Annotated in this window: 21 protein-coding genes and 1 pseudogene; 10 read left to right on the top strand and 12 right to left on the bottom strand. The window is 73.1% G+C overall.

Annotated features, from left to right (window positions below):
* Positions 1 to 8: 8 nt before the first annotated feature.
* From R7226_RS10300 to R7226_RS10290, 3 genes are all read right to left on the bottom strand, one after another.
* Positions 9 to 1,391: a hypothetical protein gene (locus tag R7226_RS10300; protein ID WP_318597031.1), complete on the bottom strand. Its 1,383-nt coding sequence runs from the start codon at positions 1,389 to 1,391 to the stop codon at positions 9 to 11.
* Positions 1,392 to 1,622: 231 nt separating this feature from the next.
* The gene (locus R7226_RS10295; protein WP_318597030.1) at positions 1,623 to 2,018 is read right to left on the bottom strand and encodes a hypothetical protein; all 396 of its coding nucleotides are present in this window, start codon (positions 2,016 to 2,018) and stop codon (positions 1,623 to 1,625) included.
* Between the two features lie 78 nt (positions 2,019 to 2,096).
* On the bottom strand, positions 2,097 to 4,283 hold the full coding sequence (locus R7226_RS10290) for an MMPL family transporter (RefSeq protein ID WP_318597028.1): 2,187 nt from the start codon (positions 4,281 to 4,283) through the stop codon (positions 2,097 to 2,099).
* 204 nt (positions 4,284 to 4,487) lie between these two features.
* Between R7226_RS10290 and R7226_RS10285 the strand changes: the two genes are divergently transcribed.
* The 3 genes from R7226_RS10285 to R7226_RS10275 are packed head-to-tail and all read left to right on the top strand — an operon-like array spanning position 4,488 to position 7,337.
* Positions 4,488 to 5,351 carry an SDR family oxidoreductase gene (locus R7226_RS10285; protein ID WP_318597027.1) on the top strand — a complete coding sequence of 288 codons (864 nt, stop codon included), beginning with the start codon at positions 4,488 to 4,490 and terminating at the stop codon, positions 5,349 to 5,351.
* Between the two features lie 19 nt (positions 5,352 to 5,370).
* On the top strand, positions 5,371 to 6,645 hold the full coding sequence (locus R7226_RS10280) for a sensor histidine kinase (protein WP_318597025.1): 1,275 nt from the start codon (positions 5,371 to 5,373) through the stop codon (positions 6,643 to 6,645).
* On the top strand, positions 6,642 to 7,337 hold the full coding sequence (locus tag R7226_RS10275) for a response regulator transcription factor (protein WP_318597024.1): 696 nt from the start codon (positions 6,642 to 6,644) through the stop codon (positions 7,335 to 7,337). The genes R7226_RS10280 and R7226_RS10275 overlap by 4 nt, the downstream gene beginning before the upstream one ends.
* Here R7226_RS10275 and R7226_RS10270 read toward each other — a convergent pair.
* From R7226_RS10270 to R7226_RS10260, 3 genes are read right to left on the bottom strand one after another with little or no spacing between them, the layout of a single operon-like run.
* Positions 7,262 to 7,663 (bottom strand): luciferase domain-containing protein, encoded by a 402-nt coding sequence (locus tag R7226_RS10270; RefSeq protein WP_318597023.1) that lies wholly within the window; start codon positions 7,661 to 7,663, stop codon positions 7,262 to 7,264. The genes R7226_RS10275 and R7226_RS10270 overlap by 76 nt on opposite strands.
* Before the next feature lie 58 nt (positions 7,664 to 7,721).
* Positions 7,722 to 8,882, bottom strand: coding sequence for an amidohydrolase family protein (locus R7226_RS10265; protein WP_318597022.1), 1,161 nt, complete (start codon positions 8,880 to 8,882; stop codon positions 7,722 to 7,724).
* On the bottom strand, positions 8,879 to 9,550 hold the full coding sequence (locus R7226_RS10260; RefSeq protein WP_318597020.1) for a TetR/AcrR family transcriptional regulator: 672 nt from the start codon (positions 9,548 to 9,550) through the stop codon (positions 8,879 to 8,881). The genes R7226_RS10265 and R7226_RS10260 overlap by 4 nt, the downstream gene beginning before the upstream one ends.
* A gap of 63 nt (positions 9,551 to 9,613) precedes the next feature.
* Between R7226_RS10260 and R7226_RS10255 the strand changes: the two genes are divergently transcribed.
* Positions 9,614 to 10,288, top strand: coding sequence for a hypothetical protein (locus tag R7226_RS10255; RefSeq protein WP_318597019.1), 675 nt, complete (start codon positions 9,614 to 9,616; stop codon positions 10,286 to 10,288).
* Between the two features lie 66 nt (positions 10,289 to 10,354).
* Complete coding sequence (locus R7226_RS10250) at positions 10,355 to 10,747, top strand: DUF2237 family protein (protein WP_318597018.1); 393 nt, start codon at positions 10,355 to 10,357, stop codon at positions 10,745 to 10,747.
* Positions 10,748 to 10,751: 4 nt separating this feature from the next.
* Here the strand turns inward: R7226_RS10250 and ligA are convergent, their stop codons facing one another.
* The gene (gene ligA, locus R7226_RS10245; protein WP_318597017.1) at positions 10,752 to 12,782 is read right to left on the bottom strand and encodes an NAD-dependent DNA ligase LigA; all 2,031 of its coding nucleotides are present in this window, start codon (positions 12,780 to 12,782) and stop codon (positions 10,752 to 10,754) included.
* A 128-nt stretch (positions 12,783 to 12,910) separates the two neighbouring features.
* Here ligA and R7226_RS10240 point away from each other — a divergent pair, with 128 nt between their 5' ends.
* The gene (locus R7226_RS10240; protein WP_318597016.1) at positions 12,911 to 13,540 is read left to right on the top strand and encodes an alpha/beta hydrolase family protein; all 630 of its coding nucleotides are present in this window, start codon (positions 12,911 to 12,913) and stop codon (positions 13,538 to 13,540) included.
* Between the two features lie 10 nt (positions 13,541 to 13,550).
* On the opposite strand, the gene R7226_RS10235 is transcribed toward R7226_RS10240, so the two are convergent.
* Positions 13,551 to 14,654, bottom strand: coding sequence for an HD-GYP domain-containing protein (locus R7226_RS10235; RefSeq protein WP_318597015.1), 1,104 nt, complete (start codon positions 14,652 to 14,654; stop codon positions 13,551 to 13,553).
* 99 nt (positions 14,655 to 14,753) lie between these two features.
* Positions 14,754 to 15,170, bottom strand: a complete 417-nt coding sequence (locus R7226_RS10230; RefSeq protein WP_318597014.1) for a hypothetical protein — start codon at positions 15,168 to 15,170, stop codon at positions 14,754 to 14,756.
* Positions 15,171 to 15,224: 54 nt separating this feature from the next.
* Here R7226_RS10230 and R7226_RS10225 point away from each other — a divergent pair, with 54 nt between their 5' ends.
* Positions 15,225 to 16,151 carry a glutamate cyclase domain-containing protein gene (locus R7226_RS10225; protein WP_318597013.1) on the top strand — a complete coding sequence of 309 codons (927 nt, stop codon included), beginning with the start codon at positions 15,225 to 15,227 and terminating at the stop codon, positions 16,149 to 16,151.
* On the opposite strand, the gene R7226_RS10220 is transcribed toward R7226_RS10225, so the two are convergent.
* The gene (locus R7226_RS10220; RefSeq protein ID WP_318597012.1) at positions 16,135 to 17,385 is read right to left on the bottom strand and encodes a hypothetical protein; all 1,251 of its coding nucleotides are present in this window, start codon (positions 17,383 to 17,385) and stop codon (positions 16,135 to 16,137) included. The genes R7226_RS10225 and R7226_RS10220 overlap by 17 nt on opposite strands.
* A gap of 104 nt (positions 17,386 to 17,489) precedes the next feature.
* On the opposite strand from R7226_RS10220, the gene R7226_RS10215 reads away from it, so the two are divergent.
* Positions 17,490 to 17,924, top strand: a complete 435-nt coding sequence (locus tag R7226_RS10215; protein ID WP_318597011.1) for a helix-turn-helix transcriptional regulator — start codon at positions 17,490 to 17,492, stop codon at positions 17,922 to 17,924.
* Positions 17,925 to 17,966: 42 nt separating this feature from the next.
* Positions 17,967 to 18,395: a VOC family protein gene (locus R7226_RS10210; protein ID WP_318597010.1), complete on the top strand. Its 429-nt coding sequence runs from the start codon at positions 17,967 to 17,969 to the stop codon at positions 18,393 to 18,395.
* A 1-nt stretch (position 18,396) separates the two neighbouring features.
* On the opposite strand, the gene R7226_RS10205 is transcribed toward R7226_RS10210, so the two are convergent.
* A complete protein-coding gene (locus tag R7226_RS10205; protein ID WP_318597009.1) occupies positions 18,397 to 21,705 on the bottom strand; it encodes a hypothetical protein in 3,309 nt (1,102 codons plus the stop codon).
* Positions 21,702 to 23,759 (bottom strand): PKD domain-containing protein, encoded by a 2,058-nt coding sequence (locus tag R7226_RS10200; protein ID WP_318597008.1) that lies wholly within the window; start codon positions 23,757 to 23,759, stop codon positions 21,702 to 21,704. The genes R7226_RS10205 and R7226_RS10200 overlap by 4 nt, the downstream gene beginning before the upstream one ends.
* Before the next feature lie 217 nt (positions 23,760 to 23,976).
* Here R7226_RS10200 and R7226_RS10195 point away from each other — a divergent pair.
* A pseudogene (locus tag R7226_RS10195) lies at positions 23,977 to 24,244 on the top strand (hypothetical protein); the annotation flags it as partial.

Here is a 24,244-nt window from a genome sequence, read left to right as displayed (position 1 = left end):
GGTACGCCTCAGCTCACAGCAGGTTCCAGCGCATCGCCGGCATCACGCGTCTCATCCTGACTGAATGCCGGTGGGTCCGGCTGAGCCACCTCGGCAGGCTCGTCCAAGTCGACCTCGCGCAGACGCGGCGCTCTCGCCTGCCACGGCTTGAGATTCTGCACCAGATCGCCGTAGAAGTCGACGATCTGGTTGCGCGTCTCGCGCACGAAGGAGCCCTCTTCCTTCCCGCGCTTCTGTCCCATCTTGCGCAGGAGGGTGAGCGAGAAGGAACGCGGCTCGCGTCTGATGTCCGGCTCGTAGAGCAGCCGCTCCGGCTCCTCCGCGACGACCAACAGGAGTCCCGCCGTCGTCTGACGCGCGTTGGGGTACGCGACGTCGACGCGCAGATCGCCCGGCGCCTCCTTCAGCTGCCGCAGCAGCCAGTTGATGCGCGGCGTCGCGCGCATCTCGCCGGGAGCGGCGAAGCTGACGCGCGTCAGCGTCTGGCGGGTTCGGAGATCGGCGCGCAGATCGATGTCCCCGATCGCGCCGGGGACCCGAAGCGTCGCTTCAAGGCGCCCTTCTCCGGTGAGCATGCGGACGATCTCGTCCAAGCGCATACTCGTCGTCTGTCTGCGCGGTCGAAGGACGGTCACGTTCTCTCCAAGATCCTGGGAGAGGCCGAGGCAGAGGTAGTTGGTGAACTGCTCCCAGCGCTCGGCGACATCCCGCGCCTCGGGCGACGGCCGCAACGTGCCGTCGTGCGCCGCCTTGCGGACGGCCACCCAGTTCTCCCCCATGTCGGTGAAGCCGCCGGCACCCGAAGCTTCGTGATCGAGGTAAGCGATCAGCTCGTCGAGGATCCACGCCTGGTCAGGGTCAGAGACACCCCGATAGCGGCTCTGCACGATCGCATCGGTGATCACGCGCCACCACGAGAAGTGCCACAGGGCGACCTTCTTCAGCTTGCGGCCGTCGACGCTCACGGGCGACTCCGCCGAGCTGGACGTGATCTGGTTGGAGATCGTGAGGACCGCGTCGAAGCCGTTGTCGCGCGCGACGTCGAGGTAGCTGGAGACCTGATCGTCACGCAGCTGCGCCGATCCGGTCTTGACCTCGACCAGGCAGGTCCACGATCTCTTGCCACGCTCGCAGACGATCGCCCCGTCCGGGATCACCGTCTTGCCGTCGGCGGTTCTGAACCGCACCTCGGCGAACGTCTGGATCAGCGACTTCGGCGCGCCCAGCTCCTTCAGCAGCGCGTGCCCGAACTCTGGCACCGCGCGCATGACCGCGAGCAAGGCGGAGGTCGCTCGGCGCTCCTGCTCCTCCTGGCCTCTGATCCCCACTGTCGGGAGGAGGCGGGCGGGACGCCAACCGTCCCGCGATGACAACGCGTCCGTGGTCTTCACGCGCGCCACTCTAACCGCGTCAACCCAGCGATGCAGCACTTTCCAGACCGACGGATCGGTTGGTGTCCGTCAGCCGCAACGCACCTCGCCGCGCAGTGCGCGACAATGAAGGCGCGCCGTTTGGCCTCTACCTGCGGCGCCGGGCCCCGGGACGCGTCACTTCGTCCGCGGGGCCAACTTTTGGGCGGACTCGCGCGGGGGCGGCGCGCCGGCCGCTGACCCGCGGGCCGGCTACTCCGCTTGGCGGCCGAGCAGGCCGACGAAGCGGTCGATGCGGCGGCGCTCGGCGTCGGGCAGCGCGCCGTCGACCTCGACCAGCAGCGTCATCGGGCCGCGGTCGCGCGCCCAGGCGCGCACGCGCGGGCTGAAGTCCGGGCCGAGCCAGACGAGCGGCAGCGCTCCGGCGTGGGTGATCACCGTCTCGTCCTGGCGCTCGTCGTCGGGCTCGGTGCGCACGACCGCGATCGTGCGCTGCCCGAGCGCGTGGGCGATCGCGTCGATCCCATCGAGTCCGCTGGCGTCGGGCAGCAGCGCGAGGTCGCCGTCCTGCAGCAGCTCGGAGGCCCACGCCTCGGCGTCGGCGAGCGCCGCGGGGACGCAGACCATGTGGAAGAGCGGTTCGGCCATGCGCGGGAACCTAGCGAAAACCGGGAGCAGTGCGGGTTCGGGTCCCGCGGAGGGACCCAAACCCGCACTCCCGCGGAATCAGACGGGGATGCGCTCCTCCGCCCGCGCCGCCGGCACCGGATCGTGGCGCTCCAGGGCCGCGCCTTCGACGTCGACGCGCGGCAGGATCCGGTCGAGCCAGCGCGGCAGCCACCAGGCCCGCTCGCCCAGCAGCGCCATCAGCGCGGGGATCAGCGTCATTCGCACGACGAAGGCGTCGATCAGGATGCCGAACGCGAGCGCGAAGCCGATCGACTTGATGATCGCGTCGTCCTCCAGGATGAAGCCGGAGAAGACCGCGCCCATGATCAGCGCCGCCGCCGTCACCACCCGGCCGCTGTGGCGGAAGCCCTCGGTCACCGACTCCGTCGGCCCCGCCCCGTGGACGTGCTCCTCGCGCATCCGCGAGACGAGGAAGACCTGGTAGTCCATCGCCAGCCCGAACAGGATCCCGATGATCAGGATCGGCAGCAGCGAGATGATCGGCGCCGTCTGCGAGACCCCCAGCAGCTCGGCTGCGAAGCCCTGCTGGAAGACCGCGACCGTGGCGCCGAAGGCCGCCCCGATCGTCAGCAGGAAGCCGGCGACGGCGGTCAGCGGCACCAGCAGCGAGCGGAAGGCGATCGTCAGCAGCAGGAAGGCGAGCAGGACGATCACGCCGAGGTACGGGATCAGCGCTTTGCCCATCTGGTCGGAGACGTCGATCGCGGAGGCGGTCGCGCCCGTCACGAGCACCTCGGCCCCGATCTCGCCGCCGAGCGTGTCGGCACGATCGCGGATGTCGGCGACGAGGTCCTTCGTCGCCTCGGTCGAGGGGCCGCTGCTCGGCGTCACCGAGATGACCGCGGTGTTGCCCTCTCTGTTGACCGTCGCTCTGCCGACGCTCGCGACGTCGGGATGGTCGCTGAACTCAGTCGCGACGACCTCAGCCGCTCTCGTCACGTTCGCGCCGCCCTCGGCGTCGACGACGATCGTCAGCGGGCCGTTGAAGCCGGGCCCGAAGCCGTCGCTGAGCAGGTCGTACGCCTTGCGGTTGGTCTCCTCCGGCGCGGCGGTCGAGTCGTCCGGCAGGCCGAGGCGCATGTCGAGCACCGGGATCGCGAGCGCGCCGAGCACGACGATCGGCAGCAGCATCGCGACGACGCGGTTGCGCGTGACGAGGCCGGCCCAGCGCGCGCCCATCGTCGGCTTCGCGGCGCGCGGCCCGGTCTCGAAGTTCTTCCCCTTCATCAGCTTGTTACCGGCGAAGCCGAGCATCGCGGGCACGAGCGTGATCGCGATCAGGACGGCGATCACGACGGTCGCGGCGGCCGCGAGGCCCATCGCGGTCAGGAACGGGATCCCGACGACGATCAGCGCGGCGAGCGCGATCACGACGGTCGCGCCGGCGAAGACGACGGCGCTGCCGGCGGTCCCGACGGCGCGCCCGGCCGACTCCTCCGGATCCATCCCCTCGAACAGCTGCGTTCGATGACGGGAGATGATGAAGAGCGCGTAGTCGATCCCGACCGCGAGGCCGATCATCAGCGCGAGCGTCGGGACGGTCGAGGAGAGGTCGATGAAGCCGGTCGTCAGCGTGATGCCCGTCATGCCGATGCCGACGCCGATCACCGCCGTCAGCAGCGGCAGGCCGGCCGCGACCAGCGAACCGAAGGTGATCGCGAGCACGAGCGCCGCGACCGCGAAGCCGAGGATCTCGCCGACGCCGCCGGCACCGCCGTGCGGCACGACCGCGTCACCGCCGAACTCGACCTGGAGGCCGGCGCTCGTCGCGCCTCTGGCCGCCTCCTGGACCGCCTCGCGCGAGCTGTCCTCCAGCGTGTCCGGCATCTCGTCCCACGTCACCTGCGCGAGCGCGACGCGGCCGTCTCTGGAGACGAGACTGGTCGTGAAGGGATCGCTGGCCGCGATCACGTGGGGCGCTCTGCCGACCGCCTCCAGCGCGCTCGTGATCGCAGCTCTGCCCTCCGCGTCGGTCAATCTCTCCCCCGCGGGAGCGGCGAAGACGATCCGCCCCGACGCGCCGTTGGCGGCCGGCAGCCGCTCGGAGAGCAGGTCGATCGCCTGCTGCGACTCGGTGCCGGGGATCGAGAATCTGTCGTTCGTCTCGCCGCTGAGCGTGCCGGCGCCGACGGCCAGCAGGCCGAACAGCACGAGCCAGATCGCGAGCACCATCCGCCGGCGGCGGAAGGCCGCGCGACCGAGGCGGTAGAGGGTGGTTGCCATTGGGAGGGGTTCCTTCGCGTCGGGGTCTTGGAGCGGAGAGAGGTGGTCATCCCACTGTGCGGGTCGAGCGCTCGCGCGGCGACCGCCGAACGCACCGACCTGCTGCCGCCCAACGTGCGCGGTCGGTTGCTCCTTTCGGAGGAGGCGCTCACCGCCGCGGCGCGCGACGGTGAATGCACCCCTCGAATCGTCAGGAGCAGCGCGATGACCTCCAGCGAACCCATCCACGTCGTGACCGGAGCCGCCGGCGGCATCGGCTTCGAATGTGCGCGCCGGCTCGGTCACCGCGGAGCGCTCGTGCTGGCCGACCGCGAACGCGAGCCGCTCGACGCGATCGCCGCGAAGCTGGCCGCCGACGGCTACCTGATCGAGGCGACCGTCGTCGGCGACCTCGCCGACCCCGGCGAGGCGCTGGCGCTCGCCGCCGCGCTCGACGACCGCCCGCTCGGCGCGCTCGTCCACGCCGCCGGCCTCTCGCCCTCGCTCGCCGACGGCCGCACCGTCTTCGACGTCAACCTCGTCGCGACCGACGCGCTGCTGCGCGCCTTCCTCCCCCACGCCGTCGGCGGCTCGGTCGCGATCTGCGTCGCCTCGACCGCCGGCCACGCCGTGCCGGAGCCGACGACGCGGGTGCTGAGGCTGCTCGACGACCCCGACCGCCCCGCCCTCTTCGACGCGCTGCTGGCGGCGACCAACGGCGCGATCGTCCATCCGCAGGTCGCCTACGCGCTGTCGAAGCTGGCCGTGATCCGCCTCTGCCGCCGCGAGGCCGCGACCTGGGGCGCGGCCGGCGCGCGGCTGCTGTCGGTCTCCCCCGGGCTGATCGACACGCCGATGGGCCGCGCCGAGCTGTCGGCCGAGCCGCAGGTGCGCGAGATCGTCACCGGCTCGGCGCTGAAGCGGCTCGGCACGCCGCGCGAGATCGCCGCCGCCGTCGACTGGCTCGCCTCGCCGGCCGCCTCGTATGTGACCGGCACCGACGTCGTGCTCGACGGCGGCGCGCTCGCCGGCGCCGAGCGGGCCGCCGCTCCCGCCGCCGCCGCGCCCGCGACGGGGGCGGCGGCGTGAACGGCACTAGGCTGTGAGCGTGGCCGACGCACCGACAGTGAACGGCGCGCCCGGCGCGGTGAGCGCGACCGCGCCGACGGCGCCGCCCGCGCCGCGCTCCGTCCCCCGTTCGCGCTTCGTGCGCTGGTGGATCCGCCGCGGCTACGAGGCGCCGCTGCCGCGCGACCCGGCGCGCTGGAGCGACGCCTTCGCGGCCGTGGTGCTTGCCGGCGCCTCGACCGCGTTCGTGCTCATCGACCTCGACAGAGCGACGCGCACCGTCCACCACGACCCCGACGGCTTCGGCGTCGCGCTGGCCGTCGTCGCCTGCGCCGCGGTTGCGCTGCGGCGGCCGGCGCCGGTCCCGGCGGCGCTCGTCGCGCTGCTCGCCTCCGGCGTCGGCTCGATCGCCGGCTATTCGATGACGCTGCCGCTGATTGTGGCGCTGCTGCTCGCCGGCTACGCGGCGCTCCACAGCCCGCGCGGAATGACGATCCTGCTCGGCTGGTTCTCCGGCACGGTCGTCGCGATCGCCGCCACCTACGGCTCCGACGAAGCGGTCGTCGGGCGCGCGCTCGGCGCCTTCGCGCTCGGGCTGCTGCCGGTCCTGATCGGCGACGCGATCCGCAGCGAGCGGGCGCAGACGCGCGAGGCGCGCGAGCTGGCGCGGCGGATCGAGGAGCTGCGCGACCGCGACGTGCAACGCGCCGTCGCCGAGGAGCGGCTGCGGATCGCGCGCGACGTGCACGACATCACCGGCCACCACCTCAGCGCGATCTCACTGCAGGCGGCCGGCGCCGGCCGCGTGACGCCCGACCCGGTCGCGAAGGCGGCGCTGGAGCGGATCCACGGCCTCACGACCGAGGCGCTCGGGCAGACGAGACGAGCGCTCGGCGTGCTGCGCGGCAGCGCGCCGGCGGCGCTGGCGCCGTCGCCGCGGCTGGGGCAGCTCGACGCGCTGCTGGCGCCGGCGCGCGACGCCGGGCTCGCCGTCGAGCTGAAGCTGAAGGGGCGCCAGCGGCCGTTGCCGGACGAGATCGAGGTCTGCGCCTACCGCGTCGTGCAGGAGTCGCTGACGAACGTCGTGCGCCATGCCAACGCCGGCGAGGTGCTCGTGCGCGTCGAGTACGGCGAGCGGGAGCTGTTCGTCGCCGTCGACGACGACGGCGTCGGCGGGCCGCCGCGCCGCCACGGCGGCGGGCTCGACGGGATGCGCGAGCGGGTCGCGCTCGTGCACGGCAGCTTCGAGGCCGGCCCGGTCGGCCGCCGCGGCTGGTCGGTGCGCGCGACGCTGCCGCTGGAGGCCGCGACATGAGCATCCGCGTGATCGTCGCCGACGACCAGGCGATCTCCCGTCAGGGACTGCGCATGATCCTCGAGAGCGAGCACGACATCGAGGTCGTCGGCGAGGCGGTCGACGGGCTCGACGCGCTCGGCCAGGTCGAGCGGCGCGCTCCCGACGTCGTGCTGATGGACATCCGCATGCCGCGGATGGACGGGCTGGAGGCGACGCGGCGGCTGCGCGGCGTCGAGGGCGTCGCGGTCGTCGTCGTGACGACCTTCGACCTCGACGAGTACGTCTTCGAGGCGCTGCGCGCCGGCGCCGTCGGCTTCCTCGTGAAGGACTCGGCGCCGGAGCGGATCATCGACGCCGTCCGCTCGGTCGCGCGCGGCGATGCGCTGATCTCCCCGGAGGTGACGCGCCGCCTGCTCGACCAGTTCGCCTCCTCCGCCCCGGCGCGCGCCGGCGACCCCGCGCTCGCCGCGCTGACCCCGCGCGAGCGCGACGTGCTGCTGGGGATCGCCGCCGGCCGCAGCAACGCCGAGATCGCCGCCAACCTGCAGCTCGAGGAGAGCACGGTCAAGAGCCACGTCGGCCGGATGCTCGCGAAGCTCGACCTCAACAGCCGCGTGCAGGCGGTGATCTTCGCCTACGAGACCGGTCTGGTCGCGCCGGGCCGGTCGGATGCGCCGGGTGACTCGGACGCCTCCGGCGGCAATCCGTAGCGGGCGAGCAGCCGCTCGTAGTTGATCCGCAGCAGCGCGATCACCTCGGCGACGTCGTCGGGGCCCTCGATCGGCTTGGCGCCGAGGCTCGGCGAGTCGGTGATCGGATGCGGGACCACGCGCCCCGCCGCGCGCAGCTCCGCGCCGAGCTGGCGCTGGAAGGAGAAGTGCGCGACGCGGCTGCCGTGCAGGTGGCCGATCTCTCGACGGCCGAGCATGTACGAGAACTCGCCCCGCTCGCCCGGCCCGGCCGTCGTCACGCCCGGCCAGGTCGTGACCTCGTCGGTGATCTGCGCTCTCGCGCTCGCTGTCGTCGTGCTCGTCATCGGTCGCTCCTCAGCACTCGTTGGTCGAACCATCATCAACCTTCAAGTGCGCTTGAAGTCAAGCGATTCGTGCCGGCCGTTTCGGCGCGGGTGTGTTGCGGGACTTCGTGTAGCGGACGATCCCGGCGGTGAGCGCCGCGGCGATGCCGGGGAGGTCACCGGCCTGCAGCGCACCGGCCCAGTCCTCGCCGGCGGAGCCGAGCGGGGCGTCGAGGATCAGCAGATCGGCCGGGCGGCCCGGAGCGAGGATCCCCGCGTCGAGGCCGTAGACACGCCCGACGGAACCGGTCGCCGCGGCGATCGCCAGCTCGACCGGCAGCCCCTCCAACGACACCAGCTCGGCGATCAGGTGAAACATCCCAAGCGGCACGACGCCCGTCCCCGTCGGCGTGTCGGTCGAGATCAGCAGCCGATCGGTTCTCTGGTGCTCGCGAGCGAGACGGCAGATGTCCAGCGCCGAACGGAGATTGCCCGCCATCGCCAACTGCAGCGCGACCTCCCCGCCCTCCACCACGATCTTCTCGTTGTCCTCCGGTGTCATCGCCGTCGGGCCGCCGTTGACATGAAACGAGACATGCGCGCCCATCGCGATCACCGCACCCGCATCGATCCGATCCAACGAGCCCGGAATCGAACCGCCACCGGTATGACAGGTCACCAACAGCCCAGCAGCCCGCGCCGCCAGCGCCACCGGCACATAGTCCAGCGGACCGTCGAAGGCCCCGAACCCCGCCTTCGCCAACCACACACCCTGCTCCCACAACTCCTCGAAATCCACACGCGTCAAGCCCGGCTCCAAGATCACCGAACCGGCATGCACCGTCACACCACCCGGACGGAAGTCAGCGAAACAGCGCTGCGCCGCGACCGCCAACGCCTTCACACCCGCCGGATCCGACGGACGACCCGGCGTGTGAACCTCGCTCGCGGTGATCGCACGCGTCATCCCACCATGCAGATACGACTCCAGATACCCCACCGTCTGCTGCCGCGGCGTGTAATCACCGAACGTGACGTGCACGTGCGAGTCGATCAGGCCGGGGATCACACCGGCACCATTGGCGTCGAGCACCGTCTCGTGCTCGCCACGCGCGACGTCCGCCGACGAGCCGATCCACGCGATCACGCCACCCTCACAGATCAGCGCATCACCCGGCAACGGCGTGCCCACCAGGTCGCCACTGTGCGAACGACCGATGTTCACGACCGCGACGCTCATGCCGTCGCCGCCGTGACGACCTGCGCCAGCTCGGCGTCGAGCAGCAGCCCGGCGTCAAGTCCCATCGCGTCGAACACGCCGGCCAGCTCGAGGCTGACGATCCCGTGCAGGCGCGTCCACGTCAGCACGCCGAGCCGCAGCACCCGCGGGCTCGCCTCGCCGCCGCGGCGCTGCGCCCATCTCGTCAGCTGGGTGTCGAGTCTGGTCGCACGGGCGTTGTCGCCCGCGGAGCCCGCCAGCTCGCTCAGCAATCCGAGCAGCACGAGCATCGCGCCGTGGATCGCCGCGATCCCCTCCTGCGGGTCGGCGAACTGCTCCGGCCGCTCGCCGAACAGCATCCCGTAGCGGCGCGGCTGCTCCAGCGCCCAGGCGCGGTAGGCCTCGGCGACGACTGCCAGCCGTCTCGCCGGGGCACGGCGCGCCGTCTCGGCCGCGACCCGCTCGAGCGTCGCCGTCAGCTCGGCGTAGGCGTCGGTCACCAGCTCGGCGAGCAGCTCGTCGCGCGAGGCGTAGTAGCGGTAGATCGCGGGGCCGGACATCCCCATCGCTCTCGCGATCGCGTTGAGCGAGAGACCAGCGGCGCCGCCGCCGGCGACCTGCTCGATCGCGTGCTGCTTGATCTCCGCGAGCGTCTGCTGGCGCACGCGCTCACGACGGGTGAGGGTCATCCGGGAGTTATACCCCCTCACGAAGCCGGGGCCAGCCGGCGCGTCGGCTACGCTGCGCCACGCATGAGTGGGATCGGAGTGCTGCGCGAGGGACCGCTGCATGCGGCGGTGAAGCTGGCGCTGGCGCAGCCGGGCGACCGCCTGGAGGTCAAGGTCGACCGCTTCGTGATCGACCTCGTGCGCGCCGACGGCGAGCTGGTCGAGGTGCAGACCGGCGGCTTCGGCCCGCTCGGCCCCAAGCTCGACGCGCTGCTCGACGACCACCGCGTGCGGATCGTCCATCCGGTCGCCGCCGAGCGCCGGATCGTGCGCGTCGGCGATGGCGGCGAGGTGCTGTCGGCGCGCCGCTCGCCGCGGCGGGCGACGATCGTCGAGCTGTTCGACAAGCTCGTCACGTTCCCGTCGCTGCTGGCGCATCCGAACCTGACGCTGGAGGTGCTGCTCGGGCGCGAGGACCACATCCGCGGCAGCGAGCCGGTGCGCGTCCGCCGCCGCACGCGCGATCCCGGCGAACGGCGCCTGGTCGAGGTGATCGACCGCGTCGAGCTGCGCACGCCCGCCGATCTGCTCGGCGCGCTGCCGCCGCTGCCCGACGAGCCGTTCACGACGCGCGAGCTGGGCGCGCTGCTGAGCTGCCCGACCGTGCTCGCCCAGCGCGCCGTCTACTGCCTGCGGCTGATGGAGCTGATCGAGCCGGCCGGCAAACGCGGCCGCGCGCCACTCCACCGCCTCGCGTGAGCGGCGCACGCGTCTTGGCGCGCCGCGCATGTCGCTGCCGCCGCCCGTGCGGGGATACTCCCCGACGTGAGCGAGCGCAACGTCCTCGGCGGCGACCTCGAGCCGTGCGGCAGCGACCCCGTCACCGGCTTCTACCGTGACGGCTGCTGCAGCACCGGCCCGGAGGATCTCGGCAGCCACACGATCTGCGCCGTCGTGACGGCCGCCTTCCTCGACCACCAGCTCGCGATCGGCAATGACCTGATGACGCCGGTCCCCGCCTTCCGCTTCCCCGGCCTCAGACCGGGCGACCGCTGGTGCGTGACCGCCGCCAACTGGCTGCGCGCCCACGCCGACGGCGCCGCCGCCTACGTCGTGCTCGCCTCGACGCACGAGCGGGCGCTGGAGATCGTCCCGCTGATCGCCCTGCGCGAGCATGCCGTCGACGTGCCGTCGGACGCGAGCAGCCTGCTCGAGTAGGCGCTCAGCGCACGCCGGCCTCGGCGAGCCACTGCCACGCCTGCGCCTGGTCGACGACCGCGACGCCCAGTCTCGCCGCCTTGTCGGTCTTCGCCGCGCCGACGTCGGCGCCGGTGATCAGGTAGGTCGTCGCTCTGCTGACCGAGGTCGCCGAGGTCGCGCCGGCCAACTCCAGCAGCCGCACGACCGCTGGCCGCGGGACCTTCTGGCCGCTGTCGGGGTCGGAGAAGCCGCCGCTGACGACGACCGTCGCGCCCTTCAACGGCGTCTCGGCCGCCTCGGCGACGTCGAGCGGTCTGTCCTCCTCGCGCACGTCGAGGTCGACCCCGGCGGCGCGCAGCGCGACCAGCTCCTCGCGCACCTCCGGCCGCGCGAAGTAGGCGACGAGCGAGGCGGCGACCTTCGGGCCGATGTCGCGGATCCCCTCCAGCTGCTCGACGGTCGCCTCGGCCAGCTGCTCGATCCGCTCGAAGCCGGCCAGGCAGAGCCGCTTGGCGACGCCCTCGGAGGCCATCGGGATCGCCAGCCCGATCAGCGCGCGGCGCAGGCCGACCGCGCGCGAGCGCTCGATCGAGGCGACCATCGCGCCGGCGCTCGTCTCGCCCATCCGCTCGTAGGCGATCAGCGTCTCGGTCGTGAGCGCGTAGAAGTCCGACGGCCGTCTCAGCACGCCGTCCTCGGCCAGCTTCTCGATCCACGTCGTGCCGACGCCCTCCATGTCGGCGGCGTGGCGCGAGGACCAGTGGATCAGCCGCCGCACCGACTGCGCCGGGCACTGGAGGTTCTCGCACCACAGCTCCTCGCCGGTCCCCTTCACGACCAGCTCGGTGCCGCACGAGGGGCAGTGGGTCGGGTACTCGACCGGCTGCTCGGCGCCGGTCCGCTTCTCCGCCACCGAGCCGGCGATGAACGGGATCACGTCGCCGCGGCGCATGATGCGGACGGTGTCGCCGACGCGGATGTCGCGCTCTCTGACGAGCCGCGGGTTGTGCAGCGAGGCGAACGTGACGGTCGTGCCGCCGACGAAGACGGGATCGACCTCGGCGCGCGGGACGACGCGGCCGATCTTTCCGACCGGCCAGGTGACGGCGCGCAGGACCGTCTCGCGCTCCTCCGCCGGGTACTTCCACGCGAGCGCGCCGCGCGGCGCGGCGCCGGTCGCTCCGGCTGCCTCGAAGGCGCGCCGCGAGGCGAGCCGCACGACGGCGCCGTCGATGTCGAAGTCGTACTTGCCGCGGCGGCCGGCGATCACGCCGATCGCGCCGCGCACGCCGGCGCCGTCGGCGGCCTCCAGCACGTCGGGCAGCTCGAAGCCGAGCGCGCCCATCCGCGCGAAGACGTCGGCGGCGTCGGGGTCGGCCGCCTCGGCGGCGGCGTCCTCGAACAGGTCGAAGGCGCGAAAGCGGAGCGTGCGGCCCTCTCTCACGCACCCTTCGGGCGATTTGTGGACGAGCGTACCCGCCGCCGCGTTGCGCGGGTTGACGAGCGGTCTGTCCGGATGCGTGTCGTTGTAGGCGTCGAAGACCGAGCGCAGCATCACCGCCTCGCCGCGCACCTCGACGCGCCCGGGCGCGTCGATGCTCAGCGGCAGCCCGAGCACGACGTGGCGGACCTTCTCGGTCACGCGTTCGCCGTCGCGGCCGTCGCCGCGCGTCGCGACGTACTCCAGCTCGCCGTCCTGGTAGGCGATCGCGAGGCTGATCCCGTCGAGCTTCGGCGTGACGCGGAACGGCTGGCCGGGGAAGCGCTCGCAGAAGGCGTCGAGCTGCTCGTCCGTCGTCGCCTTCTCCAACGAGAGCATCGGGCGGCTGTGGCGGATCGTCTGGCCGGGGACCAGCTCCGGCGACCATGGTCTCTCGAGCGGGTTGTCGGGGAGCGCCAGCTCGGGGTTGTCGGCCAGCAGGGCGCGCAGCCGCTCCTCCAGCGCGTCGTAGTCGGCGTCGACCAGCTCCGGCACGCCGCGCGCGTACAGCGCGCGATGGCGTTCGATCTGCGCGGCGAGCTCCCGCGCCTGCTTCTCCACGTCTTGGGGCACGCGCGCACGATAGGAGGTCATGCGGATGAAGACGGCGCGGGTGGGCGGAACTCATCGAGCTCCGGTCGTCTGCTGTCGATGGACGACAGCAAACGACCGGAGCTCTCGCCGCGTGCGACGATCGGGCGATGCTGATCGAGACGCCGCACGGGCCGGCGCGCGCCCACCGTCATTCCGCCGAGCGGCCGCGTGCCGCGCTCGTGCTCGGTCACGGCGCCGGCGGCGGCGTCGCCGCGCCCGACCTCGTCGCCGTCACCGCCGCGGCGGTCGAGGACGGCATCTCGGTGGCGCTGGTGGAGCAGCCGTATCGGGTCGCCGGGCGGCGCTCGGCGGCGCCGGCGAGACAGCTCGACGCGGCCTGGATCGCGGTCGTGGGGGCGCTCTTCGGCCGCGCGGACGCGGGCGGCGGCGACGCTCCCTTCGCCGGCCTCCCGCTGATCGCGGGCGGACGCTCCTCCGGCGCGCGCGTCGCCTGCCGCACCGCGGCCGCGACCGACGCGGCCGGCGTCCTCTGCCTCGCCTTCCCGCTCCAGCCGGGCTCCCGCGCCGGCAAGGACGAGCCGCCGCCGAGCCGTTTGCCGGAGCTGGAGGCCGTGACCGTGCCGGTGCTGGTCGTCCAGGGCGCCAGAGATCGCTTCGGGATGCCGCCGGCGGCGCCCGGCCGCACGGTCGTCGAGGTCAGAGGAGACCACGCGCTGCGCGGCGACAGAGCGGCCGTCGTCGCCGCCGTGCGCGGGTGGCTGACGGAGCTGCTGTGAGCGCTGCTGCCTACGCCTGAACCGGCGTGCGCGTGAAGTCGGCGTCGAACTCTCTGACGGTCCCGTCGTCGTCCTGCGTGCGCACCCGCGGGCGGTAGGGCCGCTCCGGGTCGACGCTGACGACGACGGCGTCGCGGCCGTCCTCCAGCACGAGCTGATGACCCTCCGGATACGGCATCACGAGCTGGCGGAAGGTCGCCACTATCGCCGGGTCGAAGGCGGTGCCGGAGCCCTCCTCGACGACTTCGACGCCGACGTGCGGCGGCTTCGCCGGCTTGTACGGACGCTCCGAGCGGACCGCGTCGTAGACGTCGGCGACCGCGGCGATCCGCGCCAGCTCGGAGATTCTGCGGCCGGCGAGGCCGCGCGGGTAGCCGGCGCCGTCCCAGCGCTCGTGATGGAAGCGCACGACCGAGATCGCCAGCATCGACGTCGTCGTGTGGTTGAGCATCATCGCGCCGTAGTCGGGATGACGGCGGATCAGCTCCCATTCGCGCGCGTCCAGTCTGCCGGGCTTGTCGAGCACGTCGCGGGGGATCGCGAGCTTGCCGATGTCGTGCACCAGCAGCCCGAAGCCGAGCTGCGTCATCCGCTGCGGGACGCGGTCGAAACGCTGTCTGCCGCGGTGGTCGGTCCAGCCGTGGTCGCGCCAGTGGCGCGCCGCTATCAGCAGGCCGAGCGTCGTCACCCGCACCGAGTGCTCGTGCGTGTAGTGGTCGGCGGTGCGCATCTCCGACAGCGCGTAGACGGCCTCCGGCAGCGCGGCGACCTCGGTCGCGATCGACGCCGCGACCCCGCGCAGCCGCTCGACGTCCTGCGCCTGCAGCTGCTGGCCGGACGCCAGTCTCTCGCGCGCCTGCGCCAGCGTCGCGGTGACCTCGCGCTCAGCGGCGTCGCGCGTGTCCGGGCTGAGCGCCTCCAGCGGCTCGATCCCCTCGCCCAGCTCGTCGTCGACCCAGACGGCCTGGACGCCGCGCGTCGCCAGCCGGCGGCACATCGAGTCCGTCAGCCGGGTCCCCGCGAGCACCAGCGGCGCCGTTCCTGGAGGCCCGTTGCGGACCTCGCGCGCGACGACGGTGCCGGGGGTGAGCTGACGGGAGGAGACGAGCCGCATCCCGGCATTGTGAGGCAATGTGCCGATCGATACCGATCGCGTACCCAAAGCTGCACGCGCAATTGCAAGCCGGCGCGGACACCGCTGGCGCGTCGGCGTTCAGTCGAGCGTCAGCAGACGGCGCACGCGCTCGTCGACCTCGAAGCGGTGCGGAGCGGCGTAGAAGTCGAAGCGCGAGACCGACATCCCCTGCAGCCGCAGCGCCGCCAGCAGATCCTCGCTGTCGTGCTCGACGAGACCCAGCAGCGCCGCCGTCGCGGACCCGGCGGTCGAGATCTGGTGCGGGCCCTGCGGCGCCAGACGCCAGCGTCTGACGCCCGTCCCATCCGCCGGATCGACGTCCGCGAAGGCGGCCGATATCAGCAGCACGACGTGGCCCTGGCTCGCCTGCGCAAGCGCCGCGCGCGCCTCCTCCGTCAACACGCCGAGCGCGTCGAGGAAGGCGCCAGCAGGGTCGGCGGGCTGCTCGAAGACGATCCCGGTCGCCACGACGCGCGCCTGTCGTTTCGGGGCCATCCCAGAGATGCTGGCAGCAGGTCGCCATCGACGCGTCGTCGTATTCTCGTCCACGTGCCGTCCTCCCCCGCTGTCGCGGAGCAGATCTCACGGCTGGAGCTGGTCGTCCAGCGGGAGGCCGGGCGTTCGATCGGGCCGCTCGCCGCGGCGGCGCGGGGCGGCCTGCTCGCCGCCGCTGCCGCGATCGCGGGAGATCCCGCATCCCACGTCGCGTTCGTGACCGGCTGCTTCGTCCCCCGCGCCACGCCGCCGGCCTGCGAGACCGACGGCCCGGTCGGCGCCGCGCTCGCGGCCGCCTCGCTTGGCCTCGCGGGCGTGCCGGCGCGGCTGGTGACCGATTCGCGCTGCGCGGCGGTGGTGCGGGCGGCGGCGGAGGAAGCGGGTGCGGCGGCGGAGGAAGCGGGTGCGGCGGCGGCTTTCGCGGGGGCGGCGCCGCCCGTCCACGTCGGCGACGAGCCCGGCACGCTGGCGCGTGAGCTGAGCGCGGCCGGCGTCACCCACGTCGTCTTCGTCGAACGGCTCGGGCCAGGCGCCGACGGCGTCGTGCGCAACATGCACGGCGACGACGTCACCGCCGTGACGCCGCCGCTGCACGCGCTCGCCGCCGCCGGCCCGTGGGTGACGACGGGGATCGGCGACGGCGGCAACGAGGTCGGGATGGGCGCGCTGGCGCCGCGGCTGGTCGCCGCGACGGTCGCGCACGGCGAGCGGATCCGCTGCGCCGTCGCGTGCGACCACCTGATCGTCGCCGGGATCTCGAACTGGGGCGCGCTCGCGCTCGCGCTCGCGGTCGGGCTGCTGCGGGGAGCTGCCGCTTCCGTCGCCGCCGTCCTCTCCCCCGCCGCCCACGACGCGGTCCTGACCGCCGCCGTCGGCGCCGGCGCTGTGGACGGCGTGCTCGGGGAGCCCTCGGCGACGGTCGACGGGCTCGCGCCCGCCCAGCAGCGGCAGCAGCTCGAAGCGCTCAGCGCTTGCGTCTGAACGTCAGCTCGAAGCGGGTCGTCGTCGTCAGCGTGCCGCCGTCGATTCTCTCGCTGCGCGTCTTCTTGAAGCGCTCGATCACGAGCCCGGGCGCGTCGCCGGAGCCGGGCTTCATCCCCTTCGTCAGGTCCGAGTTCGGGTGGCCGTCGCCCTCGTGCTCCAGCGGGAGCACCTGCAGCGGGTGGGCGACCTGGTCGGAGTGCTCGACCGGGCAGTCGGGCTTCTGGCCGGGCACGTCGTCGTCGGCGCCGCCAAACGTCGTCGAGACGTAGAGCGTGCCTCTGTCGACCATGAACGGGTGGAAGTGGAAGATCTTCGAGCCGCTTCTCTCGCAGGCCGGCGCCGGTCTGCCCTCGCCGCCTGAGGTGCCGTCGCAGTCGCCGCTGACGCCGGTGTTGGCGCCGCTGTCGCGCACGGCGTCGACCTTCACCGGGATGTAGGCGCCGCCGTAGCCGTGCTCCTTGCCGGCGCTGATCGACGGATCGTCGGTGCGGCCGACCTCCCACTGCCCCTGCACGATCGAGAATGGTCTGACCGTTCTGAACTTCAGCTGCTGCGTGCCGCTGCCGTTGGCGATCACCGTGCACGAGCCGCGCTGCTCGCCGCGGTCGTATCTCCAGCTCGATCTCTGCGTGCCTCTGATCGTGACCCAGTACGGGATCAGGTCGCCGGGCTTGACCTTCGGCAGTCTCACGACGGTCGATCTCGTCGTTCTGGTTTCCGGGAAGGGCGCGGGCGTCGAGGCGGTGCGGACGACCGCCTGCGGCGCGACGGTGTAGGTGTTGCCGTCGGCGGTCCCGACCTCGACGACGACGCCGGCGACGACCGCCTGCCCGGCTTGCAGCGCGCCGCTCGCCGCGCCGCTGAGCGAAGGCGAGACCGGCACGCGCAGCACGACCGTCTTGCCCGGCGCCGCTCTTCTGCCGCCGCTGAGCGTCTGCGGCAGCGGGCTCTGCAGCTGCTCGACGCCGCCTCTGGTCTTGTACGGCGAGAGCGACAGCGTTCTGAGCCTCAGCGTGCAGCCGGAGGGGCAGCGCGCGGTCAGGCGCAGCTCGCGCATGCGCGCGTCGGCTCTGGCCAGCTCGACCGACAGCTCGTACGGCGCGGTGGTGGCGGCGGTGGATGCGGCGGGCGCGGTCGTGGCGGCGGTCGCGAAGGCGGGCGCGGCGGCGGGGAGTGCGGCGGCGCCGAGCGCGAGCAGCGGAAGGCCCGCGCGGCGGGCAAAGGAGTGCATCGCACCATCGTCGGCGGCGGGCGGCCGATCGACATGGGGTGGATCTCCCGCCTCCCTCCCGGCTCCCGGCGACAGCGGCGGCCCGGCGCGGTACGGTGCCGGACGTGGCCTTCGTCCCACCCGCCCGTCACCTGCTGCGCGCCAAGGACCTCGCCGACGCGCGCTACGCCGAACCGCTCGACGTCGACCAGCTGGCGCGCGCCGCCGGGCTCTCGAAGGCCCACTTCAGCCGCGAGTTCCGCCGCACCTTCGGCATCTCGCCGCACGCATACCTGCTGACGCGCCGGTTGGAGCGGGCGGCCGCGCTGCTGCGCACGACCGATCGTTCCGTCGCCGACATCTGCCTGTCGGTCGGGCTCGTCAGCGTCGGCTCGTTCACGACCAGCTTCACGCGCATGTTCGGCAGATCGCCGACGGTCTACCGCGCGTCGTTTCCCCCGGCCGCGCGGCTGGCGCGGGTGCCGACCTGCATGATGCGCGTCTACGCCATCCCCGCACACCGCACGTTTCGAGAAGACAGCGCGGCAGCGGCGGACTAGCGTCCCGGGCGTCCCGTTCAGCGACGCCCCAAGGAGCCGGAGATGATCAGAATCACGAACACGCAGGTGTGGGTGCACGACCAGGAGGAGGCGCTCGCCTTCTACACCGAGAAGCTCGGCTTCGAGGTGCGTGCCGACGTCACGATGCCGGAGATGGGCGACTTCCGCTGGCTGGCGGTCGCGCCGCCCGGGCCCGACGAGATCTCGATCGTGCTGATGGCGATCCCGGGCGAGCCGATGTTCACAGCCGAGACGCGCGGCCAGATCGAGGCGCTGATGGCGAAGGGCGTCTCCAGCGGCATCTTCCTCACGACCGACGACTTCTACGCCTCCTACGAGCAGCTGAAGTCGCGCGGCGTCGAGTTCAACGAGGAGCCTGAGGAGCGGCCGTACGGGATCGACTGCGGCTTCCGCGACCCCTCCGGCAACAACTTCCGCCTGACGCAGGTGAAGGAGCTGGCGGGGCTGTAGCTCAGCGCACCCGCGTGCGCCCGGCGGCGCGCGCGGTCGCGAAGCCGGCCGCCTCGTCGCTGAGCGTCGCGACGACCTCGACGGTCGCGCCGCGCGGAAGTCTTCTGACCGTCAGCGGCAGCGAGAAGCGGCCGTTGCGGACCTGGCGGCGGCCGCGTCTGGCGGCCGCGGCGGTCGCGATCGTGCGGCCGCCGCGGACCACTCTCACGCTCGCGACCAGCAGCGGCGCGCCGCCGGGGCGGCTGATGCTGCCGGCGACCGTGACGCGCCCGCCGCCGCCCCGTCTCGCAGGTCTGGCGGCAACGGTCAGGCGGCGCGCGATCCGCACGCGCGAGCTCGGCTTGATGCGCGCTCTGCCGCTGCGCACGAGCGCGCCTCTGGCGTTGCGCAGCGTCCACGCAACGCCGGCGCCGGGGTCGGCCCACGAGCTCGGCCGCAGCTGCAGGCGCTGGCCGTCGCCGACCCGCAGCGGCGCCAGCTCGACGCTCGTCGGCGGGCCCTGGCCGGCGCTGCCGAGCGTGATCGCGGCGCGCGTCGCCGGGCCGCCGTGACGCAGCTCCAGCGTGCGCGCGCCGCTGCCGAACGAGATCCTGTCGACGCGCCCGTCGCCGACGGTCAACGCGACGCGGGCGCTGTGCTGCGGCTCTGCTCCACCGGCTCTCGCTGCCGCGCGACGGGCGCGCGAACCGCCGCCGATGCGGTCGATCAGCTCCAGCGTCGCCGTCGACGGCGCGCCGCCGCCCTCGAAGCCGAGCGCCGCTCTGCCGGGCGTGAAGGCAAGCGCGTCGCGTTGGCCGCGTCTGGTCGCGACGCCGCCGATGCTCGCGATGACGCCGTCGCCGAGCAGCGCCTGCTCGTAGCTGCCGCCTCTGGTCCCGCGCAGCTCCAGCTCGTAGCCGCGCCCGGCGGCGAGGCCGTAGGCCGGCTGCGGGCCGCCGCCGGTCGGCGTCGAGAGGTCGCTGACGCCGCGGCCGGGACGGACCGAGCCGTCGCCGTCGAGCGCCGCTCTGCCGTCGGCGAGGATCTGTTGGAGCGCGACGGGGTCGCCGGCCCCCGGTGTCGCCATCGTCACGTCAGTCGGCAGCGTCGCGTCGACCGCGGGGCGGTGCTCGTAGACCTGGATGTCGGCCATGTCGTTCGTCCAGCCGGTGATCCCGCCGCTCCAGGTGCCGCCGGGCGTGACGTGGATGCGACTCGCGGTCAGCGCCGCCGTGCGCGTCGCGGCGCTCGTCTCCTCCGCGGTCGTGTACGGCGTGTTGGGGTTGTACGTGACGATGTCGTAGCCGCCGTCGGCCGGCGTCGGGCGCACGTCGTAGGCGACGACGGCGTGGCCGTTGCCGGCCGTGTTCCAGATCGTCACGACCGGCTCGATCCCGCGGTTCAGCAGCTGCTCGATCCGCGCGCGCATGCCGGCCGCGTTCAGCGGGCTGTTGCGCTGGCGGTTGTACTCGAGGATGTTGCCGCGGTCGTTCCAGCGCACCTGCCACATGCCGATCTGGCGCTTGATCGCGGTCCCGTCGGTCAGCGGGGTGATGTCCCAGCCGCGCGTCACGCCGGGGGTGTAGACGCGCGGCAGGTCGTCGCCGCTGGCGAAGCCGACCGCGACGTTCGACCAGCCCCAGCAGAGCCCGCCGCCGCCCTGCACGCGGTCGCGGAAGCGTCTGTAGTAGGCGTCCGCGACGCCGTCGCGCCAGCAGTAGCCGAGGAAGCACGAGTCGGCCTCGTCGCGCCCGAAGGTCGCGACGAAGTCGTCCCACGAGTAGCTCGCCATCTGCGCCCCGGCGCCGCCGTTGACGCCGGAGAGCGCCGGGCCGTTGCGGAAGTCCCGCACCGTGAAGCGCGCCGACGCCGCCAGCTCGGCGCCGGTGTCGGCGCGCACGACGTGGACGGCGGTCGTGACCGGGTCGGCGCCGAGGCCGAGCCGCACTCCCTCGCTGACGCCGGGGCCGCCGCCGACGAGCCCTTGCCGCGGCAGCTCGGTGCCGCCGTCGTCGACGAATCTGAGCGCGCAGCCGGCCGGGAAGGAGCCGCGGATGATCTGCTGGTGGTTGGGCGTCAGCGGGTTGGGGACGACCAGCGAGTAGTCGAGCCCGTCGACGCGGACCGGGTCGGCGTAGACGGCGAGCGCCCCTCTGACCGGCGTCGCCCCGGCCGGTGTCAGCGTCACCTCGAAGATCGTCGGGCTCGGCGTCGCGCTCTCGGTCGAGACCGAGAGCGGTACGCGCACGCTGCCGTCGCCGGCGGCGCTGGCGCTGCCCGCGAAGGCGCTGGCCGGTCCGCTGACGCGGTTGAGCGCGACGCCGACGTTGCCGCTGTAGCCGCCCCGCACGCCGAAGAAGAAGCCGGTCGAGGTCGCGCCGCAGCGCGGCACCGCGGAGACGGTCGCGCGCTCCATCGTCAGCGCCGGCGCCAGCCGCACGGTCACGTTGACCGGCTGCGTCGTCGTCGCTCTGCCGGCTGAGGGCGGCGCCCCGGGCGCGGCCGAGATGCTCACCTGGCGGTCGCCGGTCGCGGGCGAGGCGGCGGTCAGTCTGAGCGCGCCTGCGGCCGTGCCGCCGAGCGGGTTGGGCTCGACGGCGGCGGCGCTGATGCCGGCCGGCAGCGCGGCGACGTCGACGCCGACCGGACCGGTCGAGCCGTTGAAGCGGATCACCCGCACCGGCACCGAGGCGGTCGCGCCCTCGACCAGCTCCAGCAGCGGCGTCGTCAGCGCGAGCCGGTACTCGGGGTCGGGCGGGACGGCGTCGATCGGCGCCACGATGTCGTCGATCATCAGCCGCGCGTTGCCCTGTATCTCGACGTAGGCGATGTCCGACTGGCCGCGTCTGTAGGAGAGCGGCACGACCTGGTTGACCGGCAGGTCGTAGTCGTGGCGTTCGAGCACGGCGCCGTTCTTGTCGAGCAGCCGCACCGTCACCGGCTCGGAGACGCCGAACGGGCCGCTCCACGCCCGCGCGCGGACGCTGAAGCTGACGCCGCGCCGCCAGTAGGCGAACGCCATCGCGATGTCGAAGCCGTTGGAGAACTCGGCGCTGCCGCAGCCGATCGCCGCCGAGGGGCCGTTGAACCCGTTCACCACGCTGTACAGGTTGCCGGTGCTGCCGGGGCCGCCGGTGCACGACGCGTTGACGAAGTCGTCGGCTATCCCGAAGCGGTGGGGATGGCCGAACTGGACTCCCTGGCCCTCGTACTGGTCGACGATGTTGGTGCTCTCCGGCAGCTCGTTGAACGTGATGACGGTGTCGGCGGCGGTCGCGGGGGCCGCGGTGAGCGCGAGCGCGGCGAGGGCGAGCAGCAGCGCGCGCCTCATCGTCGCGCTCTTCTCGCCGGTGCGACGATCGCGAAGGTCACGCGCAGCGGCGCCGACGTTCTGCTGGCCGCCGTCGCGGTCAGCGTCAGCCGGTAGCTGCCGCGCGCCAGCGCCCTGCCGCCGACGCGGCCGTCGAGCACGATCCGGTTGGCGCCGGCTCTGACCGTCGTCGTGGTGCTCCCAGCCGCTCTGTAGAGCGTGCAGGCGCTGCCTCTGCGAGCACCGGCTCTGCAGCGACCTCTGACGCGCCGGCCTCTGATCGCGCGCTCGAATCTCAGCGTCAGTCTTGCGTTGACGTTCGCGGTGAGCGACAGCGTCGCGCCGCCGTTGCGCACGCCCCGTCTGACGACGGCGAAGCGGCTGCGCGAGAGCGAGGCGCCGGAGATCCTCGGGGGCGTCAGTGGCGTGGGTGGCGGCTGGATCACGGGCGGCGGCGTCGGCGGCCCGCCGCCCGGCGGCGGATCGGCGACCGTGACGCGCTGGACGGCTGTCGCGGTCAGCCCGTCGGCGTCGGTCACGGTCGTCCGCACGTCATAGCTGCCGGCGGCGGCGTAGGTGCGGCTGGCCGTGAAGCCGCTCGCCACAGGGCTGCCGTCGCCGAAGTCGATCAGCGCGCCGACCAGCTCGCCGTCCGGGTCGCTGGAGCCGGAGGCGTCGGCGCTGACGGTGCGACCGTCGACGGTCACTCTCAACGCCGCCAGCGGCGGGGTCGTGGTCGCGCGGTCGCGCACGTAGGCGTCGCTGACGGCGCCGTTGGCGTCGCTGCCGGCGAGGTTGGTCGCACCGGAGTGGAAGACGACGTAGCGGCCGGTGCCGCCGCTGATCAGCGCGCCGTTGGTGTGCCCGTTGCCGCTCTCGCCGCTGGTCGCGACGTCGATGCGCTCGGTGAAGCCCTGGCAGCGGTCGCGCATCGCGACACCGCGCCATATGCCGGCTGGGATCACTCTGTTGTCGCCGGATATGACGAAGGCGACGCGGCAGCCGTCGTCGGAGATCGACGGCGCGGTGTGCGTGGTGTCGTCGAAAAGGACCGTGCCCGCCACGAGCGCGTTGGAGATGCTGACGAGCTCGGTCGCACCGCTGCAGCGGTCGCGCACGAACGCCTTGACGCCGCCTCTTCTGTCGTCGGAGGCGACGAGGTTGGAGGCGGTCGACTGGAAGGCGATCTGGCAGCCGTCGGCGCTGATCGTCGGGTAGTAGGAGTGGTTGTTGGCCTCGCCGCCGTTGGAGGTGACGCTGACGCGCGTGGTCGTCCCGTTCGTCGTGTCGCGCACGAAGACGTCGGTGAAGTTGGCGCCGTCACCGGTGACGAGATCACTCGCGTCGCTGGAGAAGGCGACGAAGCGGCCGCCGGCGCCGGCGGCGCCCGCGTACGAGCTGCCGTTAGCCGTCCCACCACCCGTTCTGACGCTCACGCGCGTCAGCGCGCCGGTCGCGATCCGGTAGGTGAAGACGTCCGCTCTGCCGCTGTCGCCGGGAACGAGGTCGTTCGCGGCGCTCGTGAAGGCGACGACCGAGCCATCGGAGCTGACCCGCGGCTCATACGACGTGCCGTTGCCGCCGTCATCGCTGCCGGCTCTGTTGCTGATCCGCCTCAGCGTGCCGGCGACGCGGTCATAGAGCAGCACCTGGCCCCAGAAGCCTGTCGCGCCCGGGACGAGATTGGTCGCGTCGCTGTAGAAAGCGATCCAGCGGCCGTCGGCGCTGATCGACGGAGCGACCGATGCCGCGTCGCCCTCGCTGCCGTCGGCGGCGACGCTGATGCGGCGCGTCTGGCCCGTTCTGCGATCGCGCAGGAAGATGTCGTAGGCGTTGTTTCTGTCGCCCGTCACGAGTCTCGCCGAGACCGACTGGAAGGCGACCCAGCGGCCGTTGGCGCTGATGGCCGGGAACTCGCTGTTCTCGGACGGCTGGGCGCCGGTCGAGCTGAGGCTGACGCGCGCGGTGCTCGGCGTCGCCGCGTCGGCGCCGTCGGTCAGCGCGATCAGCATCGCCGCCAGCACAGCCGCGACCGCGAGTACGGCGAACGGCGACGTGGGCGAGCGACGGCGCATCGGCCGCCATCCTTCCATCAGTCAGGATCGGTGTGTGATGCATTGCGCGGAACTGGCGCGTCGGCGGCATTGCGTCACGACGGGCCAACAGGCGCCGCGAGGCCCCGCGCCACCGCCGTATCCTCATCGGATCGATCGGAATGACCAGGAAATTACGGCCGCGCCCTCCCGGCGTGTCGAGGCGGCGCTGTGGCTGATCGGCTTCGGCGCCTTCGTCGTGCTCGTCGGCGTCTGCGCGCTGCAGGGCTCGGTCGCGCGCGGCGGCGACCAGGCCGGGCCGACGCTGCTGGCCGACGGCGGTGCCGGCTACTGGGTGCTGGTCGGCGTCGTCGCGCTCGCGCTCGTGACGGCGGAGTGGCACGTGCGTCGCAACGGCGCCTGGGTCGCGATCGCCGGCCTCGGCGCCGGCGGGGTCGTCGCGGCCGTCGTGCTGGCGGCCGCCGGCAGCGCGCCGCTCGTCGTCGCGCGCGCGGGCGCCGACGGCG

The organism is Conexibacter stalactiti (genome assembly GCF_033542075.1).
In the GTDB taxonomy this organism is placed as follows: Bacteria; Actinomycetota; Thermoleophilia; order Solirubrobacterales; family Solirubrobacteraceae; genus Conexibacter; species Conexibacter stalactiti.
This window is presented reverse-complemented; position numbering and strand designations above follow the sequence as displayed.

What these genes read in the sequence shown, in the direction of transcription:
- R7226_RS10285 (WP_318597027.1), top strand. Translation starts at nt 4,488, where the DNA reads ATGACCTCCAGCGAACCCATCCACGTCGTGACCGGAGCCGCCGGCGGC.
- R7226_RS10270 (WP_318597023.1), bottom strand. Translation starts at nt 7,663, where the DNA reads ATGACGAGCACGACGACAGCGAGCGCGAGAGCGCAGATCACCGACGAG.
- R7226_RS10205 (WP_318597009.1), bottom strand. Translation starts at nt 21,705, where the DNA reads ATGAGGCGCGCGCTGCTGCTCGCCCTCGCCGCGCTCGCGCTCACCGCG.
- R7226_RS10200 (WP_318597008.1), bottom strand. Translation starts at nt 23,759, where the DNA reads ATGCGCCGTCGCTCGCCCACGTCGCCGTTCGCCGTACTCGCGGTCGCG.
- R7226_RS10290 (WP_318597028.1), bottom strand. Translation starts at nt 4,283, where the DNA reads ATGGCAACCACCCTCTACCGCCTCGGTCGCGCGGCCTTCCGCCGCCGG.
- R7226_RS10275 (WP_318597024.1), top strand. Translation starts at nt 6,642, where the DNA reads ATGAGCATCCGCGTGATCGTCGCCGACGACCAGGCGATCTCCCGTCAG.
- R7226_RS10240 (WP_318597016.1), top strand. Translation starts at nt 12,911, where the DNA reads ATGCTGATCGAGACGCCGCACGGGCCGGCGCGCGCCCACCGTCATTCC.
- R7226_RS10210 (WP_318597010.1), top strand. Translation starts at nt 17,967, where the DNA reads ATGATCAGAATCACGAACACGCAGGTGTGGGTGCACGACCAGGAGGAG.
- R7226_RS10295 (WP_318597030.1), bottom strand. Translation starts at nt 2,018, where the DNA reads ATGGCCGAACCGCTCTTCCACATGGTCTGCGTCCCCGCGGCGCTCGCC.
- R7226_RS10235 (WP_318597015.1), bottom strand. Translation starts at nt 14,654, where the DNA reads ATGCGGCTCGTCTCCTCCCGTCAGCTCACCCCCGGCACCGTCGTCGCG.
- R7226_RS10255 (WP_318597019.1), top strand. Translation starts at nt 9,614, where the DNA reads ATGAGTGGGATCGGAGTGCTGCGCGAGGGACCGCTGCATGCGGCGGTG.
- R7226_RS10220 (WP_318597012.1), bottom strand. Translation starts at nt 17,385, where the DNA reads ATGCACTCCTTTGCCCGCCGCGCGGGCCTTCCGCTGCTCGCGCTCGGC.
- R7226_RS10265 (WP_318597022.1), bottom strand. Translation starts at nt 8,882, where the DNA reads ATGAGCGTCGCGGTCGTGAACATCGGTCGTTCGCACAGTGGCGACCTG.
- R7226_RS10260 (WP_318597020.1), bottom strand. Translation starts at nt 9,550, where the DNA reads ATGACCCTCACCCGTCGTGAGCGCGTGCGCCAGCAGACGCTCGCGGAG.
- R7226_RS10230 (WP_318597014.1), bottom strand. Translation starts at nt 15,170, where the DNA reads ATGGCCCCGAAACGACAGGCGCGCGTCGTGGCGACCGGGATCGTCTTC.